The organism is Arthrobacter sp. RT-1 (assembly GCF_003367205.1).
Taxonomy (GTDB): domain Bacteria; phylum Actinomycetota; class Actinomycetes; order Actinomycetales; family Micrococcaceae; genus Arthrobacter.
Genome location: NZ_QRGQ01000001.1, coordinates 272,678 through 285,672 on the forward strand (window position 1 = coordinate 272,678; position 12,995 = coordinate 285,672).

Sequence of the window (12,995 nt, forward strand, 5' to 3'; positions counted from 1 at the left end):
TTGGATCCAGCGACTCCGTTGTGATTGTCCTCCTGGGAACGGGTTGGCCTGCCGTCGGTTCCGGTTGCGAGCAACCTTGTTCGTTGCACAGCTGGACCTCATTGACTGCCCCGGCGTTCCCTTCCAGGTGAACTTCAACCGTGCTGATGTAGCCGATCGCCGGACATGCCGTGCTGCAGCCCGTTGTCGCGGAGCACAAGGCCAGCGCGATGATTCCCAGGATCCCCCACCCCTTCCTCATAACCTGAGTCTAGGGCTGCATGGGCAACTGGAGTGCCAGCACATGGTCTCCATCGACCGCAGCCCTCTGTTCGGTTGGCTGTCACATGGTGCTGGTATGGTCCGGGCCATGGATGAACTTCTGGCAGCCCAGTCTGCGACCGCCAACGACTACTCGGACCGACGGGGCTTTGATGCGGACTTCTTAGGCGTGACGGTGCCAATGCCGGGGTTGAAAAATGTGGAGTCGGTCCTGCTGCCATACACACACTTCTCCGTGCTGATGCGCCCGGACAAACGCCTTGCCGCCGTTACAGGACTCGGGATCGATGGAAGCAAGCTCAGGGACCTCGGCAGGTCCGGAATCACTTGGCGCATGGATCCCAGGCTGAGTGAGGACCAGCAAACGGGGGAGAGAGTGTATGCCCGGAACGATATTGACCGCGGGCACCTGGTTCGTCGCGCGTCCGCGGTGTGGGGGGATACCCTGGCTGAGGCTGCCCGGGCGAACCAGGACACATTCCACTACACCAATGCGGCACCCCAGGCAGCCAAATTCAACCAGGGGCTGGAGCTGTGGCTGGGCATGGAATCCTATCTTTTGGACCACGCGGCTGACCACCGCCGGCGACTGGTGGTGTTTACGGGACCGATCTTCAGCGACATCGATCCGGTCTACCGGGGCGTTGAGATTCCCCTGCGCTTCTTCAAGGTCGCCGTATTCGTCCACCAGGGGAATCCCGCAGCCACCGGGTACGTTGTGGACCAGTCTCCCGAGCTTGCGGGCCTGCCGGACGTGCCGCGGCCTGGAGCCGTAGACGACGTTCCGCCATTGGGCCCTTTCCGGACCTTTCAAGTGCCGATCCGGGATATCGCAGAACTCACCGGCCTGGAGCTGGAGCAACTCGTGGAAGCGGACCGTATGCCGATCGCCGCCAGCCTCGGCGAGGTCCGCGTCGGTTCCACCTGGCGCCTGCTGACATCGCCGGAGGACCTTGACCTGGATTTCGACCTGCTGGGCGCAGGTGTGCCCTAAGCCTGGCTGTTCTTCCGGCGCCGCTCGTCCGCCTGCCCGATCCCGTCGCGATGCCGGTCCCGGTTGGTGAGGTCCGCGATAAACTCCGGGGATGGCACGGTGGGATGGCGGGCGGTTGTCGGAGCAACAGGCCAGGCTCGCAGAAGGATGGCTCGGCGCCCCGGCGCTTATTGCCGACATGTCCTGGAGGCAACTCGAAACAACTGTGCTTCACGTCAAGGCGTCCGGCACCACCGTGATTATCAAAGCTGCCGGGCCGGGAAACCATCACATCGGCAGGGAGATCACGGCTCACGGCTCCTACACGCGTCCGCTCCTCACCCGGGGCCGGGTGGGTGAAATGCTGCACGCAAGCCGAAGCTCCAACCTCTTGGTGCTCCAGTACCTCGAAGGGGAACTTGTCGAGGGTACGGAGGATGAACTGTCCCCAGGCATCCATGCCCAAGCAGGTGAATTGCTGAGGCTGATTCACAGCCAGGAGACCCGGGTTGACGAGCACTATGAGGCGCGGGCAACAGCGAAGGCGGCGGGCTGGCTGGAGCACAAGCATCGGATCGCTCCAGCAGTGGAACAGCAGGCCCGTGAACATCTGCGGAAGTATCAGCCGATGCCCATTCGCGTTGTTCCCACCCACGGAGACTGGCAGCCGCGGAACTGGATCAGCAACAAGGGCAGGCTTCGGGCAATAGACTTCGGCCGCTTCGATTTTCGACCCGCAGCTACGGACTTTTGCCGGTTGGCGGTGCAGCAGTGGCAGAAAATGCCGGCGCTCGAGGAGGAGTTCCTGAACGGGTATGGTGACGATCCCCGTTCCGCCCACGTATGGCGAATCGACCTGCTGCGGGAAGCGATTGGTACATCCGTGTGGGCACACCTTGTAGGGGATGAGGCATTCGAGGCACAAGGTCACGAAATGCTCGGCCAGGCACTGCAGCGTTTTTAGTTCGGGTAGCCCGCAGCCGGGGACGCGCACTGTGAGCAACGCCTCAATGGAAGTTGCCGGCAAAACACAGAAAAGCCCCGGAAAATCACTGATTTTCCGGGGCTTCCGTTTGTGCGCGGAGGGGGACTTGAACCCCCACCCCCTTTCGAGGACTAGCACCTCAAGCTAGCGCGTCTGCCATTCCGCCACCCGCGCAGGTGGTAATTCGGGGAACCGTTCACACCTTTCAGTGTTTCGCGCCTCTCCGAAGCAGCGAGAAAAACTCTAACACGACTTTCCGGGAACAACGAATCGGGCCAAGTGGGTAGGCTGAGGGCAGCGAATTCGCGCATACCAACCAGTCATTCCCTAACGAGGAGCTCCCAATGCCTGACGTCCTGCCCGAGGATGAAGTTGTCCGGATCTGCCAGGAACTCATCCGGATCGATACCTCGAACTACGGCGACGGCTCCGGGCCGGGGGAGCGGGCTGCTGCGGAATACGCTGCCGGACTGATTGAGGAAGTCGGCATGGAGGCGGAAATCTTCGAATCCGCCCCCGGCCGGGCGAATGTTGTGACCCGGATGGCCGGCGAGGATCCTTCCGCCAGTGCCCTGGTGGTGCACGGCCACCTGGACGTCGTGCCCGCCCTCCGGGACCAGTGGTCGGTGGACCCCTTCGGCGCTGAACTCAAGGACGGCCTCATCTGGGGCCGCGGCGCCGTCGACATGAAGGACATGGACGCCATGATCCTCTCCGTCCTGCGGAGCTTCGCCCGCTCGGGCAGGAAGCCCAAGCGGGACATCATCTTCGCTTTCTTCGCTGACGAGGAAGCCGGCGGCGCCTACGGAGCCCGCTACGCCGTCGACAAGCGCCCCGAACTGTTCGAAGGCGCCACCGAAGCCATCTCGGAGGTGGGAGGCTTCTCGGCCACCATCGGCGGCCAGCGCACGTATCTGCTGCAAACCGCCGAAAAGGGGATCTCCTGGCTCCGCCTCGTGGCCCACGGCCGGGCGGGCCACGGTTCCCAGATCAGCACGGACAACGCCGTCACCCGCCTCGCGGCCGCGGTGACCCGCATCGGCGAATACAAGTGGCCCATCGAACTGACGCCCACCACCCGGCAGTTCCTGGACGGCGTGACGGAACTCACGGGCGTTGAGTTCGACGCCGACAATCCGGACCGCCTGCTGGACCAGCTGGGCACGGTGTCGCGTTTCGTCGGCGCCACCCTGCAGAACACCACCAACCCCACGCTGCTCAAGGGCGGCTACAAGCACAATGTCATCCCCGAATCGGCCGAGGCCCTCATCGACTGCCGCACTCTTCCCGGGCAGCAGGAACATGTCCTCGAGATCGTGAGGGAACTCGCCGGCACCGGCGTGGACGTCAGCTACGTCCACCAGGACGTCTCCCTCGAGGTGCCGTTCGCCGGCAATCTGGTGGACTCCATGATCGACGCACTCCATTCCGAGGACCCGGGCGCCAAAGTCCTGCCCTACACCCTCTCCGGCGGGACGGACAACAAGTCACTCAGCCGGCTCGGAATCACCGGCTACGGATTCGCGCCGCTGATGCTGCCGGACGAACTGGACTTCACCGGAATGTTCCACGGCGTCGATGAGCGCGTCCCTGCCGACTCGCTCAAATTCGGCGCCAGGGTGCTGAACACCCTGCTTACCAACTACTGACAGGGGCGGGCATGACCCCCGAAGAGCTGCTCCCGGATTCCCTCCTGGAGCGGATCCGCGGCCGAGCTGCCGGCTACGACAGGGACAACACCTTCTTCCATGAGGACCTTCGGGAGTTGGCTGCCGCCGGCTACCTGAAGTTATTTGTTTCCACGTCCGACGGCGGCATGGGCTTTGGGCTCGAAGCGGCGGCGCAGTGCCAGCGGAGGCTGGCAACGGCTGCCCCGGCCACCGCCCTCGCCGTCAACATGCACCTGGTGTGGACCGGCGTCGCGCAGGTTCTCGGCGCCCGCGGGGACCAGTCCCTGGACTTCGTCCTGAAGGAAGCGGCCAACGGGGAGATCTTCGCCTACGGCAACTCCGAAGCGGGCAACGACTCTGTGCTCTTCGACTCCCGTACCACCGCAACGCCCTCACCCGACGGCGGGTACTCCTTCACCGGCACCAAAATCTTCACAAGCCTGTCTCCGGCCTGGACCCGTCTCGGGATCTTCGGGAAGGATTCCGAGGCCAGGGACGGTGACGGGGAACTGGTTCACGGGTTCATCACCCGGGACACGGCCGGCTACCGCATCCTCGATGACTGGGACACCCTGGGCATGCGCGCCAGCCAGTCCTCCACAACGGTCCTCGAAGGCGTTCGGGTCCCGGCGGAGCGGATCTTCCGCAAGCTCCCCGTCGGACCAAACCCTGATCCCCTGATTTTCGCCATCTTCGCCTGCTTCGAAACACTCCTCGCCGCCGTCTATACCGGCCTGGGGGAGCGCGCCCTCGCCGAAGGGGTCGAAACCGTCAAGCGCCGCACCTCGTTCAAGAACGGCGGACGCAGCTACGCGCAGGACCCGGACATCCGCTGGAAGGTTGCCGAGGCTGCCATGGCCATGGACAACCTTTACCCGCAGCTCAAAACCGTCGCGTCCGACGTCGACGCACTGGCGGACCACGGCCCGCAGTGGTTCCCCAAACTCGTAGGACTGAAAGTCAACGCCACCGAAACGGCGCGGCGGGTGGTGGACCTGGCCATCCGGGTCAGCGGCGGATCGAGCTACTTCCGGGGATCCGAACTGGAACGGCTCTACCGGGACGTCCTCGCAGGCATGTTCCACCCGTCCGACGACGAATCGGCCCACAACACCGTGGCGAACGCCTGGCTGGGTCCACTCGAGCCTTAGTCGGTCTGCTGGACCGCGATCCCTTAGACGGTCCGCTGGACAGGCAACCACTAGACGGTCCGCTGGACCTGCATCACGCGTCGGCGGAGCCAGAAACGCCGTCCGCCGCCCACATACAGCTTGCTGCGCTCCAGCTCCCACTTGCCGTACTCGGAGTGTTCCACCAGCCGGCGCCGCGCCTCGTGCAGTGAATCGTCAGGGCTTACCGTCAGTACGAGGTACTCGTACTGCCTCAAATAATCCCGTTCCCGCTGGACCGAGCTGGTGAGAAATTGTTCCTTCATTGCTCTCCATTTTCGTCCTTTTCCGGCTAACGTGAAGTCATGAGCATCGATCCGCGTGTCGCGCTTCAGTCCCTGACCACCGCTTTGGAAGAACACCTTATAGCAGCATCCAACCGCCGCGGAGATGGTGACCCCTCCGTGGAGGCAGCGTTTTTTGCCGTCGCAGACGCGTTCGAAGTGTACGAGGACGCGCTCTATGAGGCCTACAACGAGGTGACGCCGCTTCAGGTCTTTGATGACGAGGATGAAGAGGACGAAGAAAGCGGAGTGGACGACGACGAGGACCTGGAAATCGTCCAGGAATAGGACCGCGAATCTATTGCGGTGCTGACACATCCTCCAGCGCCCGGGCAATCTCGGGCGGCAGCGGCGTCAGCTGGGCTTCGAGTATTTCCTTCAGCTGCACCGGCGTCCGCGGACCCACAATCACGGTGGCTACCCCGTGCTGGGACAGCAGCCAGCTGAGCGAGACGTCCTGCGGGGTCCGGCCGAGCCCTTTCGCTGCCATGCAGACTGCTTCGACCGTCCGCGAAGGCTTCTCGTCAAGGTAGGGCGACACGTAGGCGGAACCGGACGCGGATGCCGCGCGGGACCCCGCCGGGATGCTGCCGCGGTACTTTCCGGTGAGCACCCCGCGGCCCAACGGCCCCCACGCCATCAGGCCCAGGCCGGCATCCTCCACCGCCGGGATCAGCTCGGCTTCCGGCTTGCGCTGCAGAAATGAGTATTCGGCCTGCGCCGCCACCAGCGGGAACCCGGCGATCGCCGCTGCCTTGGCCGTTTGCCAGCCGTTGAAGTTGGACACGCCGGCGTATCGGGCCCGTCCCGTCCGGACGGCGAATTCCAGGGCGGACAAAGTTTCCTCCAGCGGAACATTGCCGTCCCAGGCCTGCGCGAACCAGATGTCCACGTAGTCCGTCCCGAGCCTGGCAAGGCTCGCATCCAGGCCGGTGAGCATCGCGTTACGCGAGGTGTCGACGGCGCGCCGGCCATCCGGCGTCGTCATTCCCGCCTTGGTGGAGATGGTCACCTCTGTCCGCGCCACCACGTCTCCCAACAGGGAACCCAACATCGCCTCGGCACGCCCGTCCGAGTATGAGGCAGCGGTGTCCACGTGCCGGCCGCCCGCGGTGAGGAAGGTGCGCAGCAGTTCCGATGCGTCCTGTTCATCGGTTTCGCCGGCCCAGTCCATGGTCCCAAGTGAGAGGGATGAAACTCGCAATCCACTGTTGCCGACGTAACGCTGCTGCATAGCAGCAAGCTTACGGGCAGAACCCCTGCTGCCCATGACGTAGGGTCTTAGCGTGAACTGGTTTGAGGCGGCCCTGCTGGGCCTAGTGCAGGGACTGACCGAATTTCTTCCGATTTCATCAAGTGCGCATCTGCGGATCGTGGGGCAATTCCTGCCCAACGCCGCCGACCCGGGCGCCGCTTTTACCGCCATCACCCAACTGGGCACCGAGACTGCCGTGCTGATCTATTTCTGGCGGGACATCGTCCGGATCGTCAAGGCCTGGGCCGGTTCACTCAGCGGAAAAGTGCCGCGCCAGGATCCTGACGCCCGGATGGGCTGGCTGGTCATCATGGGAAGCCTGCCGATCATCGTCCTGGGACTGCTGTTCCAGGACCAGATCGAGTCCGTCCTCCGCAGCATGTGGATCGTGGCCACCATGCTGATCGTCTTCGGCCTGTTCCTCGCCGTCGCCGATGCCGTCGGCAAGCAGAAACGCGACCTCAACATGCTGACGTACAAGCACGGCATCCTGTACGGCTTCGCCCAGGCCATGGCCCTGATTCCCGGCGTCTCCCGCTCCGGCGGGACCATAACAGCCGGCCTCCTCATGGGCTACACCCGCGAGGCTGCGGCACGCTACTCCTTCCTGCTCGCCATCCCGGCGGTGTTCGGCAGCGGGCTGTTCCAGCTGTACAAGGTGGTGTCCAAGGACGGCATCACCGGCCCCTACGGCCTGGCGGAAACCGCACTGGCCACCGCCATCGCGCTGGTGGTGGGCTACGTCATCATCGGCTGGTTCCTGAAGTTCGTGTCCACCCGCAGCTACCGGCTGTTCGTCTGGTACCGGATCTTCCTGGGCCTCGCGCTGTACCTGCTTCTCGGTTTCGGTGTCATCAGCGCCTAGCACTAGGCTTGGTCTGTGAAATCCTGGACTTCCCGCCCCGTTCCTGCCCTGCCCGGAAACATGCCTGCCATCCGGTTGTTCGACACCGCGGCAGGCCGCGAGGTGGAGCTGGAGGCCGAAACGGCGCCCTCCATGTACGTCTGCGGGATCACCCCGTACGACGCAACACACATGGGCCATGCGGCCAGCTATGTGGCGTTTGACCTCCTGAACAGGGCGTGGCGGGACGCCGGCCAGGACGTCTCCTACGTCCAGAACGTGACAGACGTGGACGACCCGCTCCTGGAACGCGCTTCCGCCACCGGCGTCGACTGGCAGGACCTGGCTGCCAGCCAGATTGAGCTCTTCCACACGGACATGGAGGCGCTGAATGTCCTTTCCCCGGACCGTTACGTGGGTGCCGTTGAATCCATCGGGCTGATCGTTCCCGAGGTGGAACGCCTGGTCAGCCTCGGGTTGGCTTACAAGGTGCAGGGCAGCAACGGTGATCCGGACGGGGATGTCTATTACGACGTCGAGGCCGCAGGCAAGCAGTCCGTCTCTCCGGAAGCGTGGACCCTGGGCAGCATTTCCGGGCTGGGCGAAAGTGACATGCTGGAGCTTTTCGCAGAACGCGGCGGCGACCCCGGGCGGGCCGGAAAGCGCCAGGCGCTGGATCCGCTGCTGTGGCGGGTGGAGCGCGAAGGCGAGCCGAGCTGGCCCGGCGGAAGCCTGGGGCCCGGCAGGCCCGGCTGGCACATCGAATGTACCGTCATCGCGCAGAAGTACCTGCCCTCGCCGTTCACCGTCCAGGGCGGCGGCTCCGACCTGATCTTCCCGCACCACGAGATGGGCGCCGGGCACGCGTTTTCACTGGCAGGGGTGCCGCTTGCCAGGCACTACGCCCACGCGGGCATGGTGGGGCTGGACGGCGAAAAGATGAGCAAGTCCAAGGGCAACCTGGTGCTCGTCTCCAAGCTGCGGGCGGCAGGGGAGGATCCCGCCGCTATCCGGCTTGCCATCCTTACCCACCATTACCGCTCCGACTGGTCCTGGACGGATGAAGGTTTCGCGGCCGCCAAGGCTGACCTCACGGCATGGCGGCGGGCACTTGACCACACCCCTGCAGGCTCCGCCGGGCCGCTGATCGCAGAGATGCGGGCGGCGCTTGCCGCGGACCTCGACGCCCCCGGGGCTGTTGCGGCTGTCTCCGGCTGGGCCCGGCAGGCGAACGACGGCGGCGCTGCCGCCAACGCCGCGGACCAGGCCTTGGTCAGGGACGCGGTGGACGCGCTCCTGGGCATCCGCCTCTGACCTTTCCGTTCCCGGCCTTACGCGCCGGGAACGGGTGCGGCCCAGCCCGGCTCAGGGCCTGTCCTGGCCCCGCCGCTTCAGATAGCGTTCAAACTCACGCGCAATGGACTCGCCCGTGGCTTCCGGCAGGTCGGCGGTGTCCTTGGCTTCCTCCAGTTGCCGGACATAGGCCGCGATCTCCGGGTCCTCGGTGGCCAGCTCGTCCACGCCGCGCTCCCAGGCGTCCGCTTCCTCCGCCAGCTCGTGGGTGTCCAGCGGGACCTGCAACAGCTCCTCTATCCGGTGCAGCAGGGCCAGCTGGGCCTTGGGTGACGGCGCCTGCGCCACATAGTGCGGAACGGCGGCCCACAGCGAGACCGTAGGGAGCCCCGCCAGCAGGGCAACTTCGGACAGGACACCCACGATGCCCACCGGGCCTTCATACTGCGAAGCTTCCAGGTTCATGCGCTCCCGCAGCGGGGCGTCATCGGACGACGTGCTCACCGGAATCGGCCTGCTGTGCGGAACATCAGCGAGCAGCGCCCCCACCAGTACCACGTAATCCACGTTCAAGGCTTCCGCGTGCACCAACAACTCGGCGGTGTAGGCGCGCCATTTATAGGATGGCTCGGTGCCCTGGACAAAGATCACGTCCACGTTGGAGTCCGGCGCGCTGGCCTTGTAAATCCTCGTGGAGGGCCACTTGATTTTCCGTTCGCCGGCGGCATTCCTACGGACAGTGGGCCGGGTGAACTGAAAGTCGTAGTACTCGTCGGCGTCTATGGACGCTACCTTCTTGCCGCCCCACAGCTTGTTCAGGTACCGCAGCGAATCGCTCGCCGCCTCGCCGGCGTCGTTCCAGCCTTCAAAGGCGGCAAGCATCACAGTTACCCGCTGTCCGTCAGCCACTGGCTGCAGGAACCGTTCCCGCTCGGGTCCGGCACCCGGTTCGGTGGTGTCTCCCTCGAAGCTATTCATTTCTTCACCCTACGTCCAAGGACGTTCCCAGTGCATGGAATGAAGCGCCGCAAAATGCGCGGAAGCCGGGGCCGGCAGCAGGAATTGGGCCCGGATTCGCCAAGGGCGTAGCCCGCAGGAGGCGTCCAGCATGTCCCCGTAGACTTGGGAGCATGCAACCGCCAGCTTCCAGTACCCCGCTCAAAGCCGTCCTCTGGGATATGGACGGCACCATCGTGGACACCGAGCCCTACTGGATCGCCGCCGAACGTGCGCTGGTGGAAGCCCACGGAGGAACGTGGTCCCATGAGCAGGCCATGCAGCTGGTGGGCCAGTCCCTGACCTTTTCCGCGGGGCTCCTCCAGCAGGCAGGCGTCGGCCTGGAGATACGCCAGATCATCGACACCCTCACAGCAGCGGTCATCAACAGCGTCCAGCAGCAGGTGCCGTGGCGGCCGGGTGCCCGTGAACTGCTGGAAGATCTTCATCTCGCCGGGGTGCGCTGCGCCCTGGTCACCATGTCCGAGGGTCCGCTCGCGCGGCAGGTGGTTGCCAGCCTTCCCCGCCCGTACTTCGAAATCCTGGTCACCGGCGACACTGTCTCCCAGGGGAAACCGCACCCGGAGGCATACCTGGCAGCCGTGGAGCGGCTGCGGGAAACCGATCCGGACCTGGACATCGAGCACTGCGTGGCACTGGAAGACTCCGCGCCAGGCGTGGCAGCCGCCGTCGCCTCCGGCGTGGCCACCGTCGCAATACCCCACATTGTTCCGCTGCCCCATGATGGCCGCTACACCCTGTGGGATTCGCTGGCCGGCCGCACCGTGGCCGACCTTGAATCCTTGCTCGCGGACACCCCGGCGTCCGGTTCACAGCAGGCAGAAGCCGCTTCCGCCGTCGGGACTTCACGTGACTGAAACCCGCGCTCCGGCCCGCCGCGAAGGCATTCCCCTCGGCAGGATCGCCGGGGTTCCGGTGGTGCTCGCCTATTCGTGGTTCATCATTGCCGCTTTCACCGTGCTTGTTTACGGACCGGTGCTTGACCGGAGCAACCCCGCCCTCGGCGCTACGGCGTACGTGGTGGCGTTCGCCTACGCGGTCCTGCTGCTGATTTCGGTCCTGGTCCACGAACTCGCCCATGCGCTGACCGCCAAGATCTACGGGTGGCCCACCCAAAAAATCGTGCTCAACCTCTGGGGCGGCCACACCCAGTTCGAAAGCTTCACCGCTTCACCGGGACGATCCGTCCTGGTGGCGCTGGCGGGTCCGGCAGCGAACTTTGTCCTGGCCGGAGGCGCCTGGCTTGCCCTCAGCACTGACAGCATGGGCAGCGTCGCCGAAATCCTCACGAACATCTTTATGTGGGCCAACTTCCTGATCGCGGTCTTCAACGTGCTTCCCGGCCTGCCGCTCGACGGCGGGCGACTGGTTGAGTCGGCCGTGTGGAAGGCCACCGGGAGCCAGGCAAAGGGAACCGTCGCGGCCGGCTGGGGCGGCCGGATCATCGTTGTCGCAATATGCGCCTGGTTCATCGTCAGGCCACTCCTCGCCGGGGACGAGCCTGATTTCAGCCTGGTCATCATCACCGTCCTCGTCAGCGGATTCCTCTGGATGGGGGCCTCCGCGTCCATCCAGCAGGGAACGCTGCGCGCCCGGCTGCCCCTGGTGACTGCGGCGGGGTTGGCGACGCCCGCCGTCGGACTTCCGTCCACTGCTTCAGTGCAGGAAGCCCTCCGCCACGGTGCAGCCGGAACCACCTCCCTCGTCGTCTACGGGCCTGACGGGCGGCCCCAGGGCGTGGTGGATCCCGCAGCGCTGGCCTCCGTGCCGCCCGCCGCAGCAGATTCCACTCCCGTCACGGCAGTCTCCTTTGCCTTGGCTCCGGGCGCCTATGTCCCCGAATGGTCGAAGGGACAGGAGCTGATCACCTTCCTGTCCCAGCTCGAGGGGCGCCACTACGCTGTGGTGGACCACAACGGCAGGGTGACCGGGCTGCTCTCCCAGGACGCGGTAGTTGCTGCCATCACCGGAAAGCGGCAGCGGACCGATAAGCGACCCCAGGGCCAGAACCGGTAGAGTTACGTGCCGGTGTGCATTGCCGCCGCAGAAGCCACAATGTCTGTACCAGGACATGCATGCGTTGGCACCCCAGGTTTACAGGAGCGAGGAACATCATGAGCAGCGAAACTGCCGTCAATGAAGCAACGGCAGCAGCCCAGGCCGGTGCTGCCCCCGGCAGCTCGCAGCCGGTGGGAGCTGCCCGGCGCCGGGGACCCTTCCGGGAGGGTGAGCGCGTCCAGCTGACCGACGAGCGCGGGCGCATGAACACCATCACCCTCGAGCGCGGCGGAGCCTTCCATACCCACCGCGGCTTCCTGAACCACGATGAAATCATCGGCAAGGTAGACGGCTCCGTGGTGGTGAACAACGTTGGCCAGCAATACCAGACCCTGCGCCCGCTGCTTTCAGACTTCGTCCTCTCCATGCCGCGTGGCGCCGCCGTCGTCTACCCCAAGGACGCCGGCCAGATCGTGACGATGGCTGACATCTTCCCGGGCGCACGCGTCGTGGAAGCCGGTGTGGGTTCCGGCGCCCTCTCCATCTCCCTGCTCCGCGCTGTTGGCGACCAGGGCTACCTGCACTCCTTTGAACGGCGAGAAGAGTTCGCGGACATCGCGCGCGGAAACGTGGAAACGATTTTCGGCGGCCCGCATCCGGCCTGGCAGATCTCCCTGGGCGATTTCCAGGAAGAGGTTGTCCGCAGCGAGGCACCCGGCTCGGTGGACCGCGTGGTCCTGGACATGCTGGCACCGTGGGAATGCCTCGACGCCGTAGCCACCGTCCTGGCGCCGGGCGGCGTCTGGATCAACTACGTCGCCACCGTCACCCAGCTCTCACGGACGGCGGAAGCCATCCGGGCCGACGGCCGGTTCACCGAACCCGACGCCTGGGAGTCCATGGTCCGCGGCTGGCACCTTGAAGGACTCGCGGTCCGTCCGGACCACCGGATGGTGGCCCACACCGGGTTCCTCCTTGTGACACGCAGGCTGGCTGACGGTGTCACCGGAATTTCGGTAAAGCGCCGCCCCTCGAAGACGGAATTCAACGAAGAGGACGTCAACGCCTGGACCCCGGGGGCCGTGGGGGAGCGGCTTGTGTCCGACAAAAAGCTGCGGCGCGCCGCACGCGACGCCATTGCCGGCACCAACGTCAAGGACGCACCGGAGATCACGAACTAGTCCAGATTTCGGGAGTCTCCATCCCTACCTGCCATCTTGGGGCTAATGTCTTAATAGAAGCGCAG

The 12,995-nt window shown here is 65.1% G+C and carries 13 protein-coding genes and 1 tRNA gene; 10 read left to right on the forward strand and 4 right to left on the reverse strand.

Annotated features, from left to right (window positions below; genetic code table 11):
* Positions 1-349 precede the first annotated feature (349 nt).
* Both DXK94_RS01255 and DXK94_RS01260 read left to right on the forward strand, forming a co-directional pair.
* Positions 350-1,255, forward strand: coding sequence for a DNA/RNA non-specific endonuclease (locus tag DXK94_RS01255; RefSeq protein ID WP_115523511.1), 906 nt, complete (start codon positions 350-352; stop codon positions 1,253-1,255).
* Between the two features lie 91 nt (positions 1,256-1,346).
* The gene (locus tag DXK94_RS01260; protein ID WP_115523475.1) at positions 1,347-2,198 is read left to right on the forward strand and encodes a phosphotransferase family protein; all 852 of its coding nucleotides are present in this window, start codon (positions 1,347-1,349) and stop codon (positions 2,196-2,198) included.
* Between the two features lie 112 nt (positions 2,199-2,310).
* On the opposite strand, the gene DXK94_RS01265 is transcribed toward DXK94_RS01260, so the two are convergent.
* A tRNA-Leu gene (locus DXK94_RS01265) sits at positions 2,311-2,393 on the reverse strand.
* A gap of 170 nt (positions 2,394-2,563) precedes the next feature.
* Between DXK94_RS01265 and DXK94_RS01270 the strand changes: the two genes are divergently transcribed.
* Both DXK94_RS01270 and DXK94_RS01275 read left to right on the forward strand, forming a co-directional pair.
* On the forward strand, positions 2,564-3,868 hold the full coding sequence (locus DXK94_RS01270) for a M20/M25/M40 family metallo-hydrolase (RefSeq protein ID WP_079596120.1): 1,305 nt from the start codon (positions 2,564-2,566) through the stop codon (positions 3,866-3,868).
* Between the two features lie 11 nt (positions 3,869-3,879).
* Positions 3,880-5,040, forward strand: coding sequence for an acyl-CoA dehydrogenase family protein (locus tag DXK94_RS01275; protein ID WP_115523476.1), 1,161 nt, complete (start codon positions 3,880-3,882; stop codon positions 5,038-5,040).
* Between the two features lie 50 nt (positions 5,041-5,090).
* Here the strand turns inward: DXK94_RS01275 and DXK94_RS01280 are convergent, their stop codons facing one another.
* Positions 5,091-5,324 carry a DUF5703 family protein gene (locus DXK94_RS01280; RefSeq protein ID WP_013600973.1) on the reverse strand — a complete coding sequence of 78 codons (234 nt, stop codon included), beginning with the start codon at positions 5,322-5,324 and terminating at the stop codon, positions 5,091-5,093.
* Between the two features lie 39 nt (positions 5,325-5,363).
* Between DXK94_RS01280 and DXK94_RS01285 the strand changes: the two genes are divergently transcribed.
* Positions 5,364-5,630 carry a hypothetical protein gene (locus tag DXK94_RS01285; RefSeq protein WP_079596122.1) on the forward strand — a complete coding sequence of 89 codons (267 nt, stop codon included), beginning with the start codon at positions 5,364-5,366 and terminating at the stop codon, positions 5,628-5,630.
* Positions 5,631-5,640: 10 nt separating this feature from the next.
* Here the strand turns inward: DXK94_RS01285 and DXK94_RS01290 are convergent, their stop codons facing one another.
* Complete coding sequence (locus DXK94_RS01290) at positions 5,641-6,576, reverse strand: aldo/keto reductase (protein WP_115523477.1); 936 nt, start codon at positions 6,574-6,576, stop codon at positions 5,641-5,643.
* A gap of 52 nt (positions 6,577-6,628) precedes the next feature.
* Between DXK94_RS01290 and DXK94_RS01295 the strand changes: the two genes are divergently transcribed.
* Together DXK94_RS01295 and mshC are read left to right on the forward strand one after the other, a co-directional pair.
* A complete protein-coding gene (locus DXK94_RS01295) occupies positions 6,629-7,462 on the forward strand; it encodes an undecaprenyl-diphosphate phosphatase (RefSeq protein ID WP_079596124.1) in 834 nt (277 codons plus the stop codon).
* A gap of 15 nt (positions 7,463-7,477) precedes the next feature.
* A complete protein-coding gene (mshC, locus tag DXK94_RS01300; protein WP_115523478.1) occupies positions 7,478-8,755 on the forward strand; it encodes a cysteine--1-D-myo-inosityl 2-amino-2-deoxy-alpha-D-glucopyranoside ligase in 1,278 nt (425 codons plus the stop codon).
* A gap of 51 nt (positions 8,756-8,806) precedes the next feature.
* Here mshC and DXK94_RS01305 read toward each other — a convergent pair whose 3' ends face one another.
* The gene (locus tag DXK94_RS01305) at positions 8,807-9,712 is read right to left on the reverse strand and encodes a PAC2 family protein (protein WP_079596126.1); all 906 of its coding nucleotides are present in this window, start codon (positions 9,710-9,712) and stop codon (positions 8,807-8,809) included.
* Between the two features lie 152 nt (positions 9,713-9,864).
* Here DXK94_RS01305 and DXK94_RS01310 point away from each other — a divergent pair, with 152 nt between their 5' ends.
* The 3 genes from DXK94_RS01310 to DXK94_RS01320 all read left to right on the forward strand — a co-directional run bounded on the left by DXK94_RS01310 (position 9,865) and on the right by DXK94_RS01320 (position 12,930).
* Positions 9,865-10,608: an HAD family phosphatase gene (locus DXK94_RS01310; RefSeq protein ID WP_115523479.1), complete on the forward strand. Its 744-nt coding sequence runs from the start codon at positions 9,865-9,867 to the stop codon at positions 10,606-10,608.
* Positions 10,601-11,767 carry a site-2 protease family protein gene (locus DXK94_RS01315; protein WP_115523480.1) on the forward strand — a complete coding sequence of 389 codons (1,167 nt, stop codon included), beginning with the start codon at positions 10,601-10,603 and terminating at the stop codon, positions 11,765-11,767. The genes DXK94_RS01310 and DXK94_RS01315 overlap by 8 nt, the downstream gene beginning before the upstream one ends.
* 98 nt (positions 11,768-11,865) lie before the next feature.
* Entirely contained in the window at positions 11,866-12,930 is a 1,065-nt protein-coding gene (locus DXK94_RS01320) for a tRNA (adenine-N1)-methyltransferase (protein ID WP_079596129.1), read from the forward strand.
* Positions 12,931-12,995 lie beyond the last annotated feature (65 nt).

Bases quoted from the DNA above. Each gene is read 5' to 3' on its own strand.
- DXK94_RS01310 (WP_115523479.1), top strand. From the start codon at position 9,865: ATGCAACCGCCAGCTTCCAGTACCCCGCTCAAAGCCGTCCTCTGGGAT.
- DXK94_RS01280 (WP_013600973.1), bottom strand. From the start codon at position 5,324: ATGAAGGAACAATTTCTCACCAGCTCGGTCCAGCGGGAACGGGATTAT.
- DXK94_RS01285 (WP_079596122.1), top strand. From the start codon at position 5,364: ATGAGCATCGATCCGCGTGTCGCGCTTCAGTCCCTGACCACCGCTTTG.
- DXK94_RS01260 (WP_115523475.1), top strand. From the start codon at position 1,347: ATGGCACGGTGGGATGGCGGGCGGTTGTCGGAGCAACAGGCCAGGCTC.
- DXK94_RS01305 (WP_079596126.1), bottom strand. From the start codon at position 9,712: ATGAATAGCTTCGAGGGAGACACCACCGAACCGGGTGCCGGACCCGAG.
- DXK94_RS01255 (WP_115523511.1), top strand. From the start codon at position 350: ATGGATGAACTTCTGGCAGCCCAGTCTGCGACCGCCAACGACTACTCG.
- DXK94_RS01270 (WP_079596120.1), top strand. From the start codon at position 2,564: ATGCCTGACGTCCTGCCCGAGGATGAAGTTGTCCGGATCTGCCAGGAA.
- DXK94_RS01275 (WP_115523476.1), top strand. From the start codon at position 3,880: ATGACCCCCGAAGAGCTGCTCCCGGATTCCCTCCTGGAGCGGATCCGC.
- DXK94_RS01290 (WP_115523477.1), bottom strand. From the start codon at position 6,576: ATGCAGCAGCGTTACGTCGGCAACAGTGGATTGCGAGTTTCATCCCTC.
- DXK94_RS01320 (WP_079596129.1), top strand. From the start codon at position 11,866: ATGAGCAGCGAAACTGCCGTCAATGAAGCAACGGCAGCAGCCCAGGCC.